Source organism: Vreelandella sp. 21, assembly GCF_050995515.1.
GTDB classification, from domain to species: Bacteria; Pseudomonadota; Gammaproteobacteria; order Pseudomonadales; family Halomonadaceae; genus Vreelandella; species Vreelandella alkaliphila.
In genome coordinates, this window is record NZ_CP194673.1 from 3,216,867 (window position 1) to 3,235,424 (window position 18,558).

The following is an 18,558-nucleotide window of genomic DNA, read 5'->3' on the forward strand; positions in this document are numbered from 1 at the left end:
GGGCTAGCGTTTCGTAGCAAAAAACTGTTTTAGCAATTTTTTTGCCGGCGCTGCCAGCACACCACTGGTGACGACTACTTGATGATTGAACCACGGCTGAGCAAGCAAGTTGGCTTTTGATTCGACCATCCCCGTGCGCGGCTCTGCCGCACCATACACCAAGCGTGTTAAGCGGGCATGGACCATGGCACCCGCACACATCATGCATGGCTCAAGCGTTACAAATAGTGTGCAGCCCTCTAAGCGATAGTTACCTACTTGCTGTCCCGCTGCTCTCAGCGCGCGAATTTCCGCGTGACCGCTAGGGTCGCAACTAGCTACCGGTGAGTTTCGCCCTGCACCTATAATAGTTCCCAGAGCATCCACCACTACAGCCCCCACCGGCACCTCGCCCTCTTTAAAGGCAAGGTGTGCTTGGTCAAGCGCTCGGTGCATGTAAAATTCGTCGCTGCGTATCAAGACAAACTCCGCTAAGGTAGCAAAACGATCGTTTTAATTGTGCCATAGCCGCATAGATACCCTGGCAAACATTAGCGGCCAAACGGACAGCACTAAGGATACCGAGAATGAACGATGCGCTGAAGTTACTGGTAAGCTTACTAGAGCTGGAAACACTTGAAGAGACGCTATTTCGTGGCCAAAGCCAAGACCTCGGCTTCCCACAACTCTACGGTGGCCAGGTATTAGGCCAAGCATTAGCAGCTGCGGCCCGCACCGTGCCCGATGATCGCCGCCCACACTCACAGCATGGCTATTTTCTGCGTCCCGGCGACCCTCACCGCCCCGTCGTCTACCAAGTAGACACGATTCGCGATGGTGGTAGCTTTACTACTCGGCGCGTTACCGCTATTCAAAAAGGGCGCCCGATCTTCTTCTGTAGCGCTTCGTTTCAAAGCGCCGAAGAGAGCATTAACCACCAGCGCGCCATGCCCCACGTGCCTACGCCAGAAGCGTTAATCGAAAGTGGAGATGTAAAACATGCGCGTTTCCCAGGTCATCCTATCGAGTTTCTGCATTTAAAAGGCAATCCAGACAATGCATCGCCTGCAGGTCAGTGCCTATGGTTTCGCCTAGCGGGCGGAACGCTGCCCGATGATCCAGCCCTGCATCGCCACCTGCTTTCCTACGCATCGGACTTCAACCTACTAACGACCGGACTGGTTCCCCACGGTATCAAGTTTACCGATCCCAAACTGCGCATCGCCAGCCTGGACCATGCCCTGTGGCTACACGAAGATACCCGCCTGGATGACTGGTTACTCTACGTGATTGACTCTCCCTGGGCTGGCGGCGCCCGCGGTTTAGCGCGCGGTCATATTTACCGACGCGATGGGCACTTGGTGGCCTCTACCGCTCAAGAAGGACTGGTGCGCTACCCGCAACAACACTAAAGCGCATCAATCAACCGGTGCGCAAAAACATCGACGCCCGCTATCAGCGGGCGTCGGAGGATACATCAACGTGCGCTAAAAAGTTTACGCACCGTAAACGTCATTAATAGTTTTGAGCGGATAGTGCGCGGGATAAGGCTTACGCGCCACACCTGAGTCTACGGCTGCCTGAGCCACCGCCGAAGAAACTCGGTCTAGCAGGCGAATATCGACCGGTGTTGGGATAATGTACTCACGCCCAAAACTCATCTCAGTGCGCTCGTAGGCGTCTAACACTTCTTGGGGTACCGGCTCTCGGGCTAGATCCTTCAGAGCGTGGACAGCAGCCAGCTTCATGGCTTCATTAATGCGTGTCGCCCGAACATCCAAAGCACCTCGGAAAATAAACGGGAAACCCAATACGTTATTTACCTGATTCGGGAAATCCGAACGGCCGGTGGCCATGATCACATCAGGGCGTGCCTCGCGGGCCACAGCTGGGTGAATTTCCGGATCTGGGTTAGTACAGGCGAAAATAACCGGGTCTGCGGCCATTTTTTTCACTTGCTCGGCAGAAAGCAGCCCCGGGCCTGAAAGACCAATAAACACATCAGCACCGTCGATGGCATCGTCTAACGTGCGCATATTGGTATGGCGGGCGAATTCAGCTTTATACTCGTTAATGCCATCGCGATCAGCGTGAATAACACCGCGACGATCAAGCATCACCAAATTCTTTTTATTAGCGCCACACGACACTAGCAAACGCATGCAGGCAATCGCTGCAGCTCCCGCGCCCATACAGACAATCTTCACATCTTCAATACGCTTATTGGCAATATCCAGCGCATTAAGCATACCGGCAGCGGTCACAATGGCCGTACCATGCTGATCATCGTGAAATACTGGAATACTGCAGCGATCAATCAAGGCTTTTTCGATTTCAAAGCATTCGGGAGCTTTGATATCTTCCAGGTTAATACCACCCCAGGTATCCGCAATACGCGCCACCGTATCGATAAACGCCTGCGGGCTTTCAGCATCCACTTCAATATCGACTGAGTTAATGCCTGCAAAGCACTTAAACAGTACGCCCTTACCTTCCATAACCGGCTTACTGGCCAGCGGGCCAAGGTTACCAAGGCCTAGAATGGCAGTTCCGTCAGAAATGACAGCGACCAGATTCCCTTTACCAGTGTAGCGATACGCGTTTTCCGCCTCACGGGCGATTTCGCGAACCGGCTCAGCAACGCCAGGGCTATACGCCAGCGCCAGATCACGCGCGGTAGCTGTGGGTTTGGTTAACTCCACAGACAGCTTACCGGGAATCGGTTTAGCGTGATAATCCAAAGCCGCTTGCTTATTTGCATCCATCATGGTCAAGGTCCAATCAGCCTAAAGTAGAAAAGTCACTCCAGAATATAGAAAAAACCCATGCGCCTCAAGCACGTAGTAAACTTTGCAGAAAAACAGTTGTTTCAAACCCGTTTCCAACATGTTCGTAACTTTTCAACACCATTTGCTGCAACTTATAAATAAGCACGATAGCCATAAAGGTTTGCTTATTGATGCAATGCGGAATTTATGAAAATAAATTCCATTAAAAATCATAAAAAACCAACCTTTCCACAGGCCTGCCTTTACAGAAGCGGCTGTGGACAAGTATCTATTTTAAGCATCTGCTAGAAGCATCCATGGATACATTATTACTAAGCAAAATAAGCCTTCAGAAGGCCTATCAGGTAAGAAAGGGAAAGGAAAATGGAAAAAGCGTGCCTCTGAGAATAAAAAGCCCACGCCGTAGCGTGGGCTTATATTGCAAACACATTGTGTGTTTGCAGCAGCGCAAATCCGTTAGGATTAGCCGCGCTTAACGGCAGCGCCGAAACGCTTGTTAAAGCGTTCTACACGGCCACCAGTGGTCGCTTGCTTCTGCTTACCAGTGTAGAACGGGTGGCAGTTGGAGCACACGTCCAGAGAGAAGTCCTGACCAGAGGTAGAACCAACCTGGAAGCTTGCACCGCAAGAACAGCTAGCGGTGACCGTGTTGTAATTCGGGTGGATACCTTGTTTCATCTTGAGCCTCATGAGCTGTATGCCGCCACCTGATCCGTTGCCAGGCACCGCATACGGGTTTGAAAAAACTGCTAACCGGTTAACCGCTCCATCCTATAGATTCAGAGCGGCCGCGCATTCTAGCAAACTAAACGCCGGAGGCCAATTGTCCGACTCTGTTTCTAACCAGGCACGCCCTCAAGGCGGGTCCTCAGCACCTTTTCAAGTGCTAAAAGTCGCTCTACCATCACCACTGCGGCGTTTATTTGACTATTTACCAACACGCCAACCACCCGCTTGTGGCTGGCAGATAGGCCTTAGAGTACGCGTCCCCTTTGGCCGCAGAGAAGTGGTCGGCGTGGTGGCAGAACTTGCCAATGGCAGCGAACTGCCTCACGGGAAGCTACGCGCTATTAGCGAGGTGCTCGATGACACCCCCCTGCCCAACGACTGGCAGTGGCTATGCCATTTCGCGGCCCGTTATTATCAGCACAGCTTAGGCGACACGATGCAGCTGGCCATGCCTGCCCGGCTGCGCCAGGGCCATCCGATGGGGGGACGAACACAGACCCTGTGGCTGCCGCTGTCACCTGGGGACGACCTGCCGCTTCAGCGAGCACCGAAACAAGCCGAGCTATATGCCCTGCTGCGTCAGCATCCACATGGACTGGCTGGTCGAGCAATCACTGCTCATGGTTTCACCCGTGAACAGCTGCTAGCCTTGCAAAAAAAGGGCTTCGCCCGTGCCCAGGAAGCCACGCTAACCGCAACACCGTACGCTGGCGGCAACCTGCTGGCCTCACCATCACTGCCGCTGAACAGAGAGCAGGCCTCGGCACTTGCCGTATTGCATGAAAAGCTCGAAAGCTACCATCCCTGCTTACTTGAAGGCGTGACCGGAAGCGGTAAAACCGAAATTTATCTTCAGCTAATTGAAGCCCTCGCCGCTAAGGGCAAGCAGTCTCTGGTACTGGTGCCTGAAATAGGCCTCACGCCTCAAACCCTGGCGCGCTTTAAGAGCCGCTTTAGGGTACCGGTAGTGGCGCTACACTCGGGGCTTACCGACCTGGAGCGCCTGGATGTATGGGAAGCCGCTGCCAATGGCCGCGCGCTAGTCATTATCGGCACCCGTTCGGCTATTTTTACGCCACTCAAAAACCCAGGCGCCATTATCGTCGACGAAGAGCATGATGGCTCCTATAAACAGCACGACGGGCTTCGCTACCACGCCCGGGACTTAGCCGTTGCCAGGGCTCATTACCACAATATCCCCCTGCTGTTAGGCAGCGCCACGCCTTCTTTTGAGAGTTTGCAGCAAGCACTTTCCGGCCACTATCGCCATCTGCGCCTCACCCAACGTCCCAGTCGACACCCACCAGCCAAGCTTGAATTGATTGACCTACGTCATCAGCGACGCCAGGGGGGGCTTCTGCCCGGCGCCATCACCGCTATCAAAAACACCTTAGCGTCAGGCAAGCAGGCGCTCGTTTTTATTAACCGACGGGGATTCGCGCCAACGCTGGCTTGCCATAGCTGTGGGTGGATCGCCGAGTGCGGACAGTGCGACTCGCGCATGACGCTACACCGCCAGCCTCCCCTTTTGGCCTGCCACCATTGCGATAGTCGGCGCGCGCTACCAGACGCTTGCCCCGAGTGTGGCAGCGGTGACCTACGCGCCCTGGGCAGCGGTACCGAACGAACTGAAGAAACGTTGCAGGGATTGTTCCCAAACGTCACCGTTCACCGTATTGACCGCGACAGTACGCGTAAAAAAGAGAGCTTTGAGCAGATACTCAAAGAGATCCAGCGAGGCGAGCCATGCTTGCTCGTCGGTACCCAGATGCTGGCGAAAGGCCACCACCTACCCCATGTCACGCTGGTCGTCGTCGTTAATGCCGACGGTGGGCTTTACGCTGCTGATTTTCGCGCGTTGGAACACAGCGCGCAGTTGCTGGAGCAGGTCGCCGGTCGCGCAGGACGTGCCGCTCATCCTGGGCGAGTACTGGTACAAACGCTGCACCCAGATGACCCGCACTTGGGCCAACTTGCAGAGCATGGTTATGGCGCACTCGCTCGTAGCCTTTTGGAAGAGCGCCGCCTCGCTATGCTGCCGCCTTTTTGTTTTATGGCATTGCTACGCATTGAAAGCCCTCATGAAGAAGCTGCCACTGCTTTGGGCCAGCAGGCTGCTCAAGCACTTCAACAATGGTTAACAATGGTAAAACTACCGGTGCGCTGCTTAGGCCCCGTCCCAGCTCCCATGGAGCGCCGTCAAAACCGTTATCATGTGCACATCATGCTGGCAGCAGACAAACGTAGCCAGCGCCACACCGCTGCTAACTGGCTGGTACAGTGGTTAGAAGCCAATCGTGAGGCGCGCAAAGTCCGATGGTCAATCGACATTGACCCGCAAACTCTCGCGTAGAGTCTCGCGTAGAGATAGACATATCGTGGGCCATTGGCTCGCCCTGTAACGTAATACGGCTTTGAAACTGCGCGCCAATTGCCGATAATGACCGCTTTGCCGCTGCCTAACATGAGCGCATGCACACGCCGCCACTGACGACATTCGGATATTTAAATGAAAGACACAATTGTTACTTTGCTAGAAGGCGCGATTGACGCGCTTAAGCACCAAGGCGTGCTGCCCGACGATTTACAGCCGACGATTAAAGTTGACCCCACTAAAGATAAAGCGCACGGCGACTACGCCACCAACCTAGCGCTTATGCTGGCGAAGCCCGCAGCAAAGAAGCCGCGCGAGCTAGCCGATCTACTGGTCGCCGCCCTCCCCGCGAGCGATGCAATTCAAAAAACCGAGATTGCTGGCCCCGGCTTTATTAATTTTTTTGCTGCCACGGATGCGGCCGCTCAAATTGTTGCTCAGGTGCTCGATAGCGGCGATGCTTTTGGCCGCAGCCTGATTGGCAAGGGCGAGAAAGTCCAGGTGGAGTTTGTTTCTGCCAACCCGACAGGACCTCTTCATGTTGGCCATGGCCGTGGCGCAGCAATAGGCGACTGTATTTGCCGCCTGTTAGAAGCCACCGGCTACGATGTGACTCGCGAATTTTATTACAACGATGCCGGCGCCCAGATCAAAAATCTGGCGCTTTCTGTTCAAGCTCGCGCCAAGGGCCTTGGGCCAGATGACCCCAGCTGGCCAGAAGACGGCTATCGCGGCGAGTACATTATTGATGTGGCCAACGACTACATGGCAGGCAAAACGGTGGCAGCCGATGACCGTGAAGTCACCGCTAAAGCAGATGCCAATGACCTAGATGCCATTCAGGCCTTCGCTGTCGCTTGGCTGCGCCGAGAACAGGATTTAGACCTGAAAGCGTTTGGCGTTGAGTTTGACGTCTACTTCCTTGAGTCATCGCTTTATCAAGACGGCAAAGTAGACGCGACCGTTGAGAAGCTCGTTGCGAATGGCCATACGTACGAAGAAGACGGTGCCATGTGGCTGCGCACCACTGACTTTGGCGATGACAAAGACCGCGTGATGCGCAAACGGGAAGGTGGCTACACCTACTTCTTGCCAGATGTGGCCTACCACCTGAATAAGTGGCAACGCGGCTTTAAAACCGTGATTAATGAGCAAGGTGCTGACCACCACTCCACGGTTACCCGTGTTCGTGCTGGCTTGCAGGCACTGGAGGTCGGCATTCCCAAAGGCTGGCCCGACTACGTTCTGCATCAAATGGTAATGGTGACCCGCTCAGGCGTAGAGGTAAAACTTTCCAAACGTGCTGGCAGCTATGTCACCGTGCGCGACCTAATTGATGAAGTTGGCCGTGATGCTACTCGCTTCTTCCTGGCCGCACGCCGGGCGGATTCGCAGCTTACCTTTGATATCGACTTGGCGCGCTCGCAGTCGAACGATAACCCGGTGTATTACATTCAATACGCCCATGCGCGGGTATCCAGCATGCTGCGCAAAGCCGAAGATGCAGACCAGCCATTCAACCACAGCGTCGCTCTAGCTAACCTCGCACTGCTCGATAGCGACCAGGAAAAGGCCGTGCTTAATCGCTTGGCACGCTACCCAGAAGTGGTTGAAAACGCCGCTAAAAATCGCGAGCCCCAGCAGGTTGCTCAGTATCTATTGGATCTTTCAGGTGATTTCCACACGTGCTACAACGCCGTTAAAGTCATGGTTGAAGACGATACCCTGCGTAACACACGCTTAGCTCTTGGCCTAGCAACCAAACAGGTGCTTCGCAACGGCCTTGATCTTATGGGGGTCAGCGCCCCAGAGGAGATGTAAGCGATGGCCAGCCCAAAAGAGAAGCCCGCCCGCCGAGGGGCAACCTCTCAGCGCAAAGCCAGCAAAAGCTCAGGTGGCGGATTCAAAATTCCTGGCTGGCTTTGGGGGATAGCAGGCTTAGCGGCAGGCTTCTTCCTAGCACAGCATCAACATGGCACCGCTCCTTGGCAAGAGCAGGAAGACACGCCCCAAGCGACTGTCTTGCCTAAGCCTGCTGACAGCGATGAGCGTAGCGCTGCGCGTCAAACAGAAACCGTCGCCGAGCCATCAATGCCAACGTTTGAGTTCTACACGCTGCTGCCAGATACAGAAGTCATTGCTCCAGGCGTGTCGCTGCCATCAACCGTAAATCGCCCCGAGGCAGCAGCACAGCAGGAACAAACGACGGCAAGTAACAACGCGACAGCTAACGAAACAACGACAAGCAGCGCAAGTGCGCGTCAGAACGATGACCCTATTGCTCAGGTTATTGCAGCTAATATGCGCCCTGAAGAGCAAGTGGCCGCTGCCCAGCAAGCGCCTGCCAGTAACACGCCTAACCGCTACATGCTACAGGCCGCGTCGTTTCGAGAGCTAAGCGATGCCGAGCAGTTGCGTGGCCGTCTGCGCAACTTAAGCCTGCTAGCCCAAGTTAGCGAAGTAAAGGCTAATGGCGATACTTGGCACCGTGTTCAAGTAGGTCCTTACGAAGATACTCGGGAGCTTAACCGCGCCCAAGACTTAATGGCCACACAAGGCATTGAGCCACTGCTGATCCAACTGCAGAACTAGTCTAACCACAGACTACTTTAACCCAAGGGCTAGACAGGCTTTCATCGCCATAAGCCCCGTTAAAAAAACAGTTTATCTAACAGCTTTATTTAGCGGGCGGTTGATTTTTTATCAGCCGCCCGCATTTTGTTGTGAATCGCTTTTTATACGGTCTTTTAAAATGGCCGATCAGTCATCGGGAGCATGTGTCTCCCCCAAGGAGTTATCTCCATGACCACTATTGTATCCGTACGCCGCGGTAATCAGGTTGCCCTTGCAGGCGACGGCCAAGTATCTCTGGGCAACACCGTAATGAAAGGCAACGCGAGCAAAGTACGCCGCCTGTATCGTGGCAAAGTACTCGCTGGTTTTGCTGGCGGCACCGCCGATGCCTTCACCCTGTTTGAGCGTTTTGAAGCGCAGTTAGAAAAATACCAAGGACACCTCACCAAAGCAGCGGTTGAGTTGGCCAAAGATTGGCGCACCGATCGAGCTCTGCGCCGCCTGGAAGCACTACTGGCCGTAGCGGACCACAGCGCCTCGCTGATTATTACCGGTAACGGTGATGTGGTTGAGCCTGAACGCGGCATTATTGCTATTGGCTCTGGCGGCAACTTTGCCCAGGCAAGTGCCCGCGCACTATTGGAAAACACCGAGCTTTCTGCTCGTGAAATTACTGAAAAGTCTCTCGAAATCGCCGGCGACATCTGCGTATTTACCAATCACCACGTGACGCTCGAAGAGCTGAACATCAACGACCGTTGAGGCCCTTTTTATGACTCAGATGACACCCCGCGAAATCGTCCACGCCCTGGATCAATACATCATTGGTCAACAAGATGCCAAGCGCGCCGTGGCCATTGCCCTGCGTAACCGCTGGCGTCGCATGCAACTAGACGATGAGTTGCGCCCGGAAGTGACACCAAAAAATATTCTGATGATTGGCCCTACCGGCGTGGGTAAAACTGAAATTGCTCGCCGCCTCGCCAAGCTAGCCAGAGCGCCCTTCATCAAGGTCGAGGCCACTAAATTTACCGAAGTCGGCTATGTAGGCCGGGACGTCGAGTCGATTATCCGCGACTTGATGGAAGCCGCCATCAAAATGGTTCGTGAACACGCGAAGGAAGAAGTCGGCCATCGCGCTGAAGATGCCGCTGAAGATTGCGTTCTAGATGCACTGCTACCACCGCCCCGTGGCCAGGAAGATAAGCCTCGGGAAGATAACGGTACGCGTCAAACCTTCCGCAAAAAGCTTCGGGAAGGTCAGTTGGATGATAAAGAGATCGATATCGAAATCTCTTCCCATGGGCAAGGCATCGACATAATGACGCCGCCAGGTATGGAGGAGATGACCAACCAGCTACAGAGCCTGTTCTCCAACATGGGCCAGCAAAAGCGCGAACAGCGCCGTGTAACGGTCAAAGAAGCACTGGTTCTGCTGCGCGATGAAGAAGCGAGCAAGCTGGTCAATGAAGAAGAGATCAAAGCCCGCGCTGTCGAAGCCGTTGAACAGCATGGGATTGTCTTCTTAGATGAGATCGACAAAGTTGCCAAGGGTAGCGGCCAGTCTAGCGGTGGCGAAGTCTCCCGTGAAGGCGTTCAGCGTGACCTGCTGCCGTTAATCGAAGGCTCTACCGTTTCAACCAAATACGGAATGGTCAAAACCGATCATATCCTGTTTATTGCCTCGGGTGCCTTCCACCTATCGCGTCCCTCGGACCTTATTCCAGAGCTACAAGGACGCTTGCCGATCCGTGTTGAGCTGGATGCGCTGACCCCCGGCGATTTCCAGCGGATTCTCACCGAGCCCTCCGCCTCGCTCACCAAGCAGTACCAAGCGCTGCTGGCTACCGAAGGGCTGGATATCGAGTTCACTCCAGACGGTATCGAGCGTATTGCCGAGATTTCCTGGCAAGTGAACGAAGGCACCGAGAATATTGGCGCTCGCCGTCTACATACAGTGCTGGAACGGCTGCTCGAAGAAGCCTCATTTAAAGGCGGCGACATGGATAGCCCGCTGGTCATCGATGCCGATTACGTCAATGCCCAACTGGGTGAGCTAGCAGTAGACGAAGACCTATCGCGCTATATTTTGTAAACGCGCTTATATCGGTATAGCCCGCAACAGCTTGCCCGCTTTTTACGCAAGCAAATGCCGCTGTTCAGGCTGCGCTGCGTCTAACGTTACGCACGATAACAACATCCCTGTTGCTCGTGCTTGATCGACGTCCTGTCGATCAAACGTTAGCCGTGGCGCTTGCCTTCACGCATTTGCTAAAGCGCAAATAGTCGGTCAATCCGCTTTAGCTCAATATCGTAAAAGGTGACGTCATCCATGAATGCCCCTACTTCTACGAATGCCCCCACCCCAACGCGGGTTCACTACCATAAGCAGGCTCGCGAGCTAGAACTTAGCTACGCCACGGGTGAAAGCTTTCGACTGCCTGTCGAATTTTTACGGGTTTATTCACCTTCAGCCGAAGTGCGTGGCCACGGCGGCGATACTGCCGTGCTGCAAGTGGGTAAAAAAGATGTCGGCCTGCAAAACATTACCCAAGCCGGCAATTACGCTCTGAAATTGCACTTTGACGACGGCCACGACAGCGGACTTTACAGCTGGAACTATCTTTACGACTTAGCTCAGCACCAAACAGATTATTGGCAAAACTACCTACAACGCCTAGAAGCGGCCGGCGCCTCCCGCGAACCAGCCAGCATCCAATTCAAACAGCTGTGACGCTTCACCTCAGTTGAAGCGCAGACAAGTTGGGGGTGAGAAGGCTACAATGTCGCTAACCATTTATTGCGACGACCTTTTGGTCGACTATTACCGCCTCGAACTCGGGAGCTAGAGCCCCATGAGCCCCACTGAAAAACGCACCACCCATTTTGGTTATCAGGAAGTCGCAGTTGACGAAAAAGCGTCTCGTGTTGCCGATGTCTTTCATTCGGTAGCTGCACGCTATGACATCATGAATGACTTGATGTCCATGGGTATCCATCGCGTCTGGAAACGCCTTACTATTGAGCGCGCAGGCGTTCGTCCTGGGCACCATGTGCTGGATATTGCCGGCGGCACTGGCGATTTAACACTCAAATTCTCTCGCCTGGTTGGCCCGCGTGGCAAAGTGGTATTGGCCGACATTAACGCCTCCATGCTTAACGTTGGCCGCGATAAACTGATGGATAATGGCGTCGGAGGCAACGTTGAGTATGTACAAGCCAACGCCGAGTGCCTGCCATTTCCGGACAACAGTTTTGACTGCATTACGATTGCCTTCGGACTGCGCAACGTCACCGATAAAGACGCTGCACTGCGCTCTATGACACGCGTGCTAAAGCCCGGCGGACGGTTGCTAGTGCTTGAGTTTTCAAAGCCAAATAATGCGCTGCTGTCGAAAGCCTACGATGAGTACTCCTTCCGCCTTCTACCTAAAATGGGCGAACTAGTGGCCGGAGACGGTGAGAGTTATCGCTACCTCGCCGAATCTATTCGCATGCATCCCGACCAGGAAACCCTGAAAGGCATGATGGAAACGGCAGGGCTTGATCGGGTTGAATATACCAACCTGACCGGCGGTATCGTGGCCCTTCACCGCGGCATTAAATTATGAACTCACCGACAATGAGGTCAGCATGCTAGTCACCCCGACCCTGTTGCTGGCCGGATGTGAACGCACGTTGAATGCCTTGCTTGCCCGTGATCCGGCCTCACTTGTGCGCTTGTCTGCGCTAGCAGGGAGTCGACTACTGGTAAGGCTTGAAAAGCCTCACCTTCAGTTGGTGCTGCACTATCACCATGCGGGGATTGATTTGCTGCGTGGCGATGATCTAGACGAAACTGACGTCGACTCCATCGTCGAGCTCACCCCTGAAACGCTCTCTGAGTGGTTAAGTGGTGCCTCCATTGAGCGGTTGATGTTTGATGGCAAGCTTTCTGTGCGTGGCCGTATCCACCTCTTGGAAGCCACCCGCGACCTGCTCTTTGATCTGGATATCGACTGGGAAGGCGAGCTAGCTCGCTGGCTGGGGGATATGTCGGCCCATTCACTGGCCGAAGGTATCCGGCGCGCCGCACGCTGGGGGCTAAGAGCGAAAGATGAGCTGCTGCAAGACGTTTCTGAATACGTATTTGAAGAAGCACGCATACTCCCCGGCCGCCAACAGCGCGATGTACTCCGAGATCATTTGACCGAACTAGAGATCGCGACCGACCGCCTGGAAGCCAAACTCAATCGCCTGCATAAGCGCTTGACACAGTTGACGGCCAGTCAGTCGCCAAACAAGCAGCCACACCTCAAGGAGCCGCACTGATGAGCCTGCGGTTATTGAAAATCTCTTGGATAGTGGCTCGCCATCGCTTAGATACGTTGATACCCGTTGAGCGGCTGCCGTTCTGGCTACGTGCCTTAATGGCTCTTTCGCCTCTAAAACTGTTTCCTGTAGGGCAGCGCAGTCGCGGCGAGCGACTGCGCCTGGCCCTGGAAGCGCTGGGGCCGATTTTTATTAAATTTGGCCAAATGCTCTCGACCCGTCGAGACCTATTGCCCGAAGACATCGCCGATGAATTAAAACGGCTGCAAGACCAAGTGCCGCCCTTCCCCGGCGAACTAGCCGCTGCACGGGTCGAAAAAGAGCTTGAAATGTCGCTCGTAGAGGCATTTGCCGCCTTTGACCGAGTGCCTTTGGCGTCAGCATCGATTGCCCAGGTGCATGCGGCAACGCTGCATAGCGGTGAAGATGTCGTCGTCAAAATTATTCGCCCCGGCATCGACCGCATTATGCGTCAGGATATGGCGCTGATGTATCAAATCGCTAAGTTGCTGGGTAAAGTGCCTGACGCAAAACGCTTACGCCCTGTAGAAGTGATTCGTGATTACGAAGCCACCTTATTTGACGAACTTGATCTCTATAAAGAAGCGGCAAACACATCGCAACTTAAGCGTAACTTCAAAGACTCACCGCTGCTGTTTGTGCCGACAATCTATTGGTCATACACCCGCCGCCATGTCATGGTCCAGGAGCGCATTCGCGGCGTACCAGTGGCTGATTTAGATACCCTTATTGCGCGTGGAACCAACCTTAAGAAGCTGGCTGAACGCGGCGTAGAAATCTTCTTCACCCAGGTCTTCCGAGATAACTTCTTCCATGCCGATATGCACCCCGGCAATATCTTTGTTAACTGCGATGATCCTGAAGATCCACAGTATATCGCCATCGACTGCGGCATCGTGGGGAGCCTTACCCGAGAAGATCAAGACTACCTAGCGCGCAACCTACTGGCCTTTTTCCATCAAGATTATTACGAAGTAGCGGCGTTACATATTGAGTCCGGCTGGGTGGGCGAAAACACGCGCGCTAACGAGTTTGCAGCCGCTATTCGTACCGTATGCGAGCCCATTCTTGAAAAGCCGCTAAAAGATATTTCGTTTGGGCAGGTGCTGTTAGGACTGTTTCAAACAGCACGACGCTTTAATATGGAAGTACAGCCACAGTTAGTATTGTTGCAAAAAACGCTGCTTAACATCGAAGGGCTGGGTCGTCAGCTTTACCCTGAACTAGATCTGTGGAGCACTGCGAAACCATATCTAGAAAAGTGGATGAAACAGCGCGCTGGTATCGGCGGCCTTTGGGAGTCGCTCAAACGCCAAGCGCCGGAGCTTTCTCATCAGTTGCCTGAGCTACCCGTGCTAGCGCATCAAGCGCTGAGCCGAATGGAGCATGAACACCGCCAGCGTCATCAGCAAGTGAACTCCATTAGTACCGTTCAGCAGCAACTGACGCGCCAGCATAAACGTCATTACCGACTGCGTATCGGACTTATTTTGCTTGCTATTGCCCTGGCTTGGCAGCCGCTGAGCAGCTGGGCATCGGCTCAAGAGTGGCCTGTTTTAGCAGCTGCGGGAGTAGGTTTGTTGTTGCTGCTATGGCAATGAAACATTCTGGCAGTAAGATAAAGCGCCTCAGTGTCGCCCTTGGCGAAAGCACTGATCTTTGGCGAAAGCGCTGTGATGATTGATAAAAGGATGCCTATGACTGATTCTACCCAGACGACGCAAGTGCTAGATGCACTCGCGGAGGTCTTAAAGCAGCGTCGACATGCTTGTGCAGAAGATTCTTATGTTGCCTCCTTGCATCATAAGGGTTTGAACAAGATACTCGAAAAAGTCGGCGAAGAGGCGACCGAAACAATTTTGGCTGCTAAAGATGCCGAGCACGGCGGCGAGCAGGCGCATCAAGCTGTGATCGCTGAAACCGCCGACCTGTGGTTTCATAGTTTGGTGATGCTGTCGCACCTTGAACTGGATCATCAGCGCGTTTTAGATGAGCTAGCACGGCGGTTTGGTATTTCTGGTCATGACGAAAAAGCGTCCCGCACACAACGTTAACCTGCACTGATGAGGAAATGCATATGTTAGGTGGTATCAGTATTTGGCAGTTGCTGATTGTTCTGGGCATTATCATCCTAATTTTCGGCACCAAGAAACTGCGTAATGTGGGCACCGACTTAGGCGGTGCAGTCAAAGGCTTTAAGAAGGCCATTAACGAAGAAGAGAAAGACGGCGACAAAAAAGATGCTGACCAACCTCAGGCGAAGGTAAGCCACGAAGAGGCTGGTAACACCTATGATGTTCAAGCAGAAGAGAAGCGTGCCGCCGAAGAACGCCCCACAGAACGTAACGAAGAGCGCAAATAACCCATGCTGGATATCGGCTTTCTTGAACTGATGCTGATTGGTATCGTCGGGCTTCTGGTGCTTGGCCCAGAGCGCCTGCCTAGAGCCGCTCGCACAGCAGGCATGTGGATTGGCAAAATCAAGCGTACGGTATCCGGTATGCAGCGCGAGATCAGCGCTCAGTTGGAAGCAGAGGAGTTGCGTCAAAAGCTCAACGAGCAACAGAAAAAGCTCGATGACAGTCTCAAAAAAGCCAAGCAGGATGTTGAGAGCATTGCCGACGCCCCCTCTTCTTCCAGCACTTCGACACAAGCGTCCCAAAACGAGACCGAGCAGCGGGTTGCCAACGCGAGTGCTCGACTAGATGATGCCCTGCAAACAGTACGCGAAGACACGCCAGCAGCCTCTTCCTCAACGCCTCATCAACGTGCTACCGATGAACTGCGCGCGGTGAATCCTAGCGGCAAAAATGAGTCTAGCAAGGCTAACGTCAAGCAGGCGGATGTGGGAAATGCCGATGCTAAAAAGGCGGATCTTACAAAGGCGGATCTTACAAAGGATAGTAATCACCAATGAGCATGTCTGGCGACTCCCAGGAGCCACGTAAAGACCAAGGCCAAGCGCCTCTTATTGAGCACCTGATTGAACTACGCTCGCGGCTTATGAAAGCGGTCGTGGTTATATTAGTCGTATTTCTTGGCCTTTATGCCTTTGCTAATGACATCTACAGCTTTGTGGCTGAGCCATTAATGGCACTGTTGCCAGAAGGCTCACAGATGATAGCCACCGAGGTAGCCTCGCCCTTCTTGGCGCCCTTCAAACTAACCCTGGTAGTCGCCGTCTTTATCGCTATCCCCTTCGTACTGCACCAAGCATGGGCATTTGTAGCACCTGGGCTTTACGATAACGAAAAAGCGCTGGCGATACCCATTCTGGTCTCTAGCATAGCGCTATTTTACGCTGGGGCGGCCTTCGCTTATTACGTGGTTTTTCCGCTGCTCTTTGAGTTTTTCACCCAGACCGGGCCGGAAAACGTGGCGGTAATGACCGATATTAATCAGTATTTGAACTTTGTACTTAAGCTATTTTTCGCCTTTGGTGTTGCGTTTGAAATCCCCATCGCAACATTTCTGCTAATACTGTCTGGCGCGACCACGGTCGAGAGCCTTTCTAAAAAGCGCCCCTACATTATTTTAGGCTGCTTTGTGGTGGGCATGCTGCTTACTCCTCCCGACATTATTTCTCAAAGCCTGTTAGCGATACCGATGTACCTACTTTATGAGGTGGGCCTATTGTTTGGCCGGTTGGTACGCCGTAAGGCAAAGGCGGATGACGCTGAGGAACAAGAGACCTAAAAGCACTATTAAAGGCGATACACTGCTCAAAAAAAGCCTCTGCCATGGGAACATGACAGAGGCTTTTTGCTCTTCATACGAGAGGCTTTTTGCCCTTCATACGAATAGCCGATTACCTAGAAAGCATTAGCCCATCATTTCATCAATGCGGTCTACCAACTTAAAGATACCTGTTGCGGCCTCACTGATACGGGTCGCCAGCATGTAAGCAGGCGTCGTTACCACCCGATGCTCATGATCTACCACAATGTCTTCTACGCCACAGCTGCGATGCAGGCCACCCATCGCACTAATGGCGCCAGAAACACTCGGATCATGACCAATCGTCACGGCCACACCTTCGCCAAGCAGGCGCGGGACCAAAACAGGAGCAATACACATCAGGCCAATGGGTTTTGCCTCTTCTTTAAAGCCTACCAGCGCCTCTTTCACGCTCTCAAGTACCTGCATGCTGTCGCCCTGGTCGGCAAAATCAGACAGGTTTTTAGCGACACCAAAGCCACCAGGAACAATGACCGCATCAAAGTCATCTGCATCTAGCTCAGTAATCGGGCTAATATCACCACGGGCAAGGCGCGCCGACTCCTGCAGTACATTGCGCTGCTCGCCCTCGACAGGCTCTTGGGTTAAGTGGTTAATCACATGATGCTGAGCGACATCCGGCGCAAAGCAGCGATAGCCAATCCCTAACTGATCAAGGCGCAGCAGCGTTAGCGTTGTTTCATAGATTTCAGAACCATCAAAAACGCCGCAGCCTGCTAATACGATTGCTACCTGTTTGGTCATGCTTATCTCCTTATCGTAGCGCTTATTATCGCTGTTAAATCGTCGCCACTTAGCGTCGCTGAGTGGCTCACTTTAGTCAGTCTATAAAGCCACTACAAGCCAGCTATCACAAGCCCGCTTTCGCTGCAGTGCAGGACTGATATACTCACGTTAGGCCTTTTAGGGCACCCACTATTCGATTGACTATGCGATTGTTTGGAGAAAGCCGTTGAACACCTCTGCTCCCCGTCACTTCCCTGCCACCCGACTTCGCCGTATGCGTCGCGACGATTTCTCCCGTCGCTTAATGCAGGAGTCGACGCTAACACCCAGTGATTTGATTTTGCCGGTTTTTGTACTGGAAGGCGAAAATCAGCGCGAAGCGATTGCCTCAATGCCCGGTGTTGAGCGTCTTTCCATCGACCTGCTGATTGAGCAGGCACGTGAGGCCTACGCGCTGGGTATTCCTGCCTTAGCTCTCTTCCCCGTTGTCAGCGCTGAGCAAAAAAGCGAGTTAGCAGAAGAAGCTTACAACTCGAATGGTCTGGTTCAGCGTAGTGTACGGGCGCTAAAAGAAGCACTACCAGAGCTTGGCATTATTACCGATGTCGCCCTTGACCCCTATACTAGCCACGGACAGGACGGCATTCTTGATGAGCACGGCTATGTGCAAAATGACCGCACAGTGGATACGCTACTCAAACAGGCACTCTCCCACGCCGAAGCAGGCGCCGATGTCGTGGCACCTTCCGATATGATGGATGGCCGCATCGGCGCCATACGCCAAGTGTTGGAGCAGGAACACCTGCATAATGTGCGTATTATGGCGTATAGCGCTAAGTACGCCTCTAAATATTACGGCCCTTTCCGTGATGCAGTCGGCTCTGCCGCCAATCTTGGCAAAGCGGACAAACGCACCTATCAGATGGATCCCGCCAATAGTGATGAAGCACTGCATGAAGTCGCTATGGATATCGCTGAAGGCGCTGATATGGTAATGGTAAAACCTGGCATGCCTTACTTGGATATCGTACGTCGTGTAAAAAGCGAACTCCAAGTACCGACATTCGCTTATCAAGTCAGCGGTGAGTACGCCATGCATCGCGCCGCTTTCGACAACGGCTGGCTTGAGGCCGAACCCGTCATTCTTGAGTCACTGATGTGCTTCAAGCGAGCAGGTGCAGATGGGATTTTAACCTATTTTGCCTTAGAAGCAGCACGCTTGTTACAGCGTTAATTTCAGGGGTCAAACCTTCAAAGATGACAAACCGGTGACACTTGTTTGTCATCTTTTCCCGGCATACTCCTATTAACAGTAGT

Annotated in this window: 19 protein-coding genes; 15 read left to right on the forward strand and 4 right to left on the reverse strand. The window is 53.4% G+C overall.

From position 1 onward, the window contains the following. Window positions 1-3 precede the first annotated feature (3 nt). Window positions 4-456 (reverse strand): tRNA adenosine(34) deaminase TadA, encoded by a 453-nt coding sequence (gene tadA, locus ACN06F_RS14690; RefSeq protein ID WP_217181852.1) that lies wholly within the window; start codon window positions 454-456, stop codon window positions 4-6. 110 nt (window positions 457-566) lie between these two features. On the opposite strand from tadA, the gene ACN06F_RS14695 reads away from it, so the two are divergent. Continuing rightward, a complete protein-coding gene (locus ACN06F_RS14695) occupies window positions 567-1,391 on the forward strand; it encodes an acyl-CoA thioesterase (RefSeq protein WP_038478082.1) in 825 nt (274 codons plus the stop codon). 84 nt (window positions 1,392-1,475) lie between these two features. Here ACN06F_RS14695 and ACN06F_RS14700 read toward each other — a convergent pair whose 3' ends face one another. Next, window positions 1,476-2,747, reverse strand: coding sequence for a malic enzyme-like NAD(P)-binding protein (locus ACN06F_RS14700; protein WP_038478085.1), 1,272 nt, complete (start codon window positions 2,745-2,747; stop codon window positions 1,476-1,478). Between the two features lie 483 nt (window positions 2,748-3,230). Beyond that, window positions 3,231-3,446, reverse strand: coding sequence for a 50S ribosomal protein L31 (gene rpmE / locus ACN06F_RS14705; RefSeq protein ID WP_009724828.1), 216 nt, complete (start codon window positions 3,444-3,446; stop codon window positions 3,231-3,233). 19 nt (window positions 3,447-3,465) lie between these two features. Between rpmE and ACN06F_RS14710 the strand changes: the two genes are divergently transcribed. The 13 genes from ACN06F_RS14710 to tatC all read left to right on the forward strand — a co-directional run bounded on the left by ACN06F_RS14710 (window position 3,466) and on the right by tatC (window position 16,473). Next, window positions 3,466-5,850, forward strand: a complete 2,385-nt coding sequence (locus tag ACN06F_RS14710; RefSeq protein ID WP_433924169.1) for a primosomal protein N' — start codon at window positions 3,466-3,468, stop codon at window positions 5,848-5,850. 156 nt (window positions 5,851-6,006) lie between these two features. Continuing rightward, the gene (argS, locus tag ACN06F_RS14715; RefSeq protein ID WP_038478093.1) at window positions 6,007-7,692 is read left to right on the forward strand and encodes an arginine--tRNA ligase; all 1,686 of its coding nucleotides are present in this window, start codon (window positions 6,007-6,009) and stop codon (window positions 7,690-7,692) included. Between the two features lie 3 nt (window positions 7,693-7,695). Next, the gene (locus ACN06F_RS14720; RefSeq protein ID WP_095604516.1) at window positions 7,696-8,463 is read left to right on the forward strand and encodes an SPOR domain-containing protein; all 768 of its coding nucleotides are present in this window, start codon (window positions 7,696-7,698) and stop codon (window positions 8,461-8,463) included. Window positions 8,464-8,673: 210 nt separating this feature from the next. Next, window positions 8,674-9,207 (forward strand): ATP-dependent protease subunit HslV, encoded by a 534-nt coding sequence (gene hslV / locus ACN06F_RS14725; RefSeq protein WP_009724832.1) that lies wholly within the window; start codon window positions 8,674-8,676, stop codon window positions 9,205-9,207. Between the two features lie 10 nt (window positions 9,208-9,217). Next, window positions 9,218-10,540, forward strand: coding sequence for an ATP-dependent protease ATPase subunit HslU (gene hslU, locus ACN06F_RS14730; protein ID WP_433924170.1), 1,323 nt, complete (start codon window positions 9,218-9,220; stop codon window positions 10,538-10,540). Window positions 10,541-10,777: 237 nt separating this feature from the next. Next, entirely contained in the window at window positions 10,778-11,179 is a 402-nt protein-coding gene (locus tag ACN06F_RS14735) for a gamma-butyrobetaine hydroxylase-like domain-containing protein (RefSeq protein WP_038478102.1), read from the forward strand. A 121-nt stretch (window positions 11,180-11,300) separates the two neighbouring features. Then, on the forward strand, window positions 11,301-12,056 hold the full coding sequence (gene ubiE, locus ACN06F_RS14740) for a bifunctional demethylmenaquinone methyltransferase/2-methoxy-6-polyprenyl-1,4-benzoquinol methylase UbiE (RefSeq protein ID WP_038478106.1): 756 nt from the start codon (window positions 11,301-11,303) through the stop codon (window positions 12,054-12,056). 22 nt (window positions 12,057-12,078) lie between these two features. Further along, window positions 12,079-12,756: a ubiquinone biosynthesis accessory factor UbiJ gene (locus tag ACN06F_RS14745; RefSeq protein ID WP_433924171.1), complete on the forward strand. Its 678-nt coding sequence runs from the start codon at window positions 12,079-12,081 to the stop codon at window positions 12,754-12,756. After that, a complete protein-coding gene (ubiB, locus tag ACN06F_RS14750) occupies window positions 12,756-14,378 on the forward strand; it encodes a ubiquinone biosynthesis regulatory protein kinase UbiB (protein WP_038478112.1) in 1,623 nt (540 codons plus the stop codon). The genes ACN06F_RS14745 and ubiB overlap by 1 nt, the downstream gene beginning before the upstream one ends. Before the next feature lie 96 nt (window positions 14,379-14,474). Next, entirely contained in the window at window positions 14,475-14,831 is a 357-nt protein-coding gene (locus ACN06F_RS14755) for a phosphoribosyl-ATP diphosphatase (RefSeq protein WP_038486243.1), read from the forward strand. A gap of 23 nt (window positions 14,832-14,854) precedes the next feature. Beyond that, complete coding sequence (gene tatA, locus ACN06F_RS14760) at window positions 14,855-15,139, forward strand: Sec-independent protein translocase subunit TatA (protein ID WP_089039797.1); 285 nt, start codon at window positions 14,855-14,857, stop codon at window positions 15,137-15,139. A gap of 3 nt (window positions 15,140-15,142) precedes the next feature. After that, the gene (gene tatB, locus ACN06F_RS14765) at window positions 15,143-15,694 is read left to right on the forward strand and encodes a Sec-independent protein translocase protein TatB (protein ID WP_253486047.1); all 552 of its coding nucleotides are present in this window, start codon (window positions 15,143-15,145) and stop codon (window positions 15,692-15,694) included. Further along, window positions 15,691-16,473 carry a twin-arginine translocase subunit TatC gene (tatC, locus tag ACN06F_RS14770; protein ID WP_083007012.1) on the forward strand — a complete coding sequence of 261 codons (783 nt, stop codon included), beginning with the start codon at window positions 15,691-15,693 and terminating at the stop codon, window positions 16,471-16,473. The genes tatB and tatC overlap by 4 nt, the downstream gene beginning before the upstream one ends. Before the next feature lie 126 nt (window positions 16,474-16,599). Here tatC and elbB read toward each other — a convergent pair whose 3' ends face one another. Continuing rightward, on the reverse strand, window positions 16,600-17,259 hold the full coding sequence (gene elbB / locus ACN06F_RS14775; RefSeq protein ID WP_038478122.1) for an isoprenoid biosynthesis glyoxalase ElbB: 660 nt from the start codon (window positions 17,257-17,259) through the stop codon (window positions 16,600-16,602). A gap of 208 nt (window positions 17,260-17,467) precedes the next feature. On the opposite strand from elbB, the gene hemB reads away from it, so the two are divergent. Then, entirely contained in the window at window positions 17,468-18,475 is a 1,008-nt protein-coding gene (hemB, locus tag ACN06F_RS14780) for a porphobilinogen synthase (protein WP_038478126.1), read from the forward strand. The last annotated feature ends 83 nt before the right edge of the window (window positions 18,476-18,558 follow it).

What these genes read in the sequence shown, in the direction of transcription:
- ubiE (WP_038478106.1), top strand. Translation starts at nt 11,301, where the DNA reads ATGAGCCCCACTGAAAAACGCACCACCCATTTTGGTTATCAGGAAGTC.
- tatA (WP_089039797.1), top strand. Translation starts at nt 14,855, where the DNA reads ATGTTAGGTGGTATCAGTATTTGGCAGTTGCTGATTGTTCTGGGCATT.
- ACN06F_RS14695 (WP_038478082.1), top strand. Translation starts at nt 567, where the DNA reads ATGAACGATGCGCTGAAGTTACTGGTAAGCTTACTAGAGCTGGAAACA.
- ACN06F_RS14700 (WP_038478085.1), bottom strand. Translation starts at nt 2,747, where the DNA reads ATGATGGATGCAAATAAGCAAGCGGCTTTGGATTATCACGCTAAACCG.
- ACN06F_RS14720 (WP_095604516.1), top strand. Translation starts at nt 7,696, where the DNA reads ATGGCCAGCCCAAAAGAGAAGCCCGCCCGCCGAGGGGCAACCTCTCAG.
- argS (WP_038478093.1), top strand. Translation starts at nt 6,007, where the DNA reads ATGAAAGACACAATTGTTACTTTGCTAGAAGGCGCGATTGACGCGCTT.
- ACN06F_RS14745 (WP_433924171.1), top strand. Translation starts at nt 12,079, where the DNA reads ATGCTAGTCACCCCGACCCTGTTGCTGGCCGGATGTGAACGCACGTTG.
- hslV (WP_009724832.1), top strand. Translation starts at nt 8,674, where the DNA reads ATGACCACTATTGTATCCGTACGCCGCGGTAATCAGGTTGCCCTTGCA.
- rpmE (WP_009724828.1), bottom strand. Translation starts at nt 3,446, where the DNA reads ATGAAACAAGGTATCCACCCGAATTACAACACGGTCACCGCTAGCTGT.
- tatC (WP_083007012.1), top strand. Translation starts at nt 15,691, where the DNA reads ATGAGCATGTCTGGCGACTCCCAGGAGCCACGTAAAGACCAAGGCCAA.
- hslU (WP_433924170.1), top strand. Translation starts at nt 9,218, where the DNA reads ATGACTCAGATGACACCCCGCGAAATCGTCCACGCCCTGGATCAATAC.
- ACN06F_RS14755 (WP_038486243.1), top strand. Translation starts at nt 14,475, where the DNA reads ATGACTGATTCTACCCAGACGACGCAAGTGCTAGATGCACTCGCGGAG.
- ubiB (WP_038478112.1), top strand. Translation starts at nt 12,756, where the DNA reads ATGAGCCTGCGGTTATTGAAAATCTCTTGGATAGTGGCTCGCCATCGC.
- tatB (WP_253486047.1), top strand. Translation starts at nt 15,143, where the DNA reads ATGCTGGATATCGGCTTTCTTGAACTGATGCTGATTGGTATCGTCGGG.
- elbB (WP_038478122.1), bottom strand. Translation starts at nt 17,259, where the DNA reads ATGACCAAACAGGTAGCAATCGTATTAGCAGGCTGCGGCGTTTTTGAT.
- ACN06F_RS14735 (WP_038478102.1), top strand. Translation starts at nt 10,778, where the DNA reads ATGAATGCCCCTACTTCTACGAATGCCCCCACCCCAACGCGGGTTCAC.
- ACN06F_RS14710 (WP_433924169.1), top strand. Translation starts at nt 3,466, where the DNA reads ATGCCGCCACCTGATCCGTTGCCAGGCACCGCATACGGGTTTGAAAAA.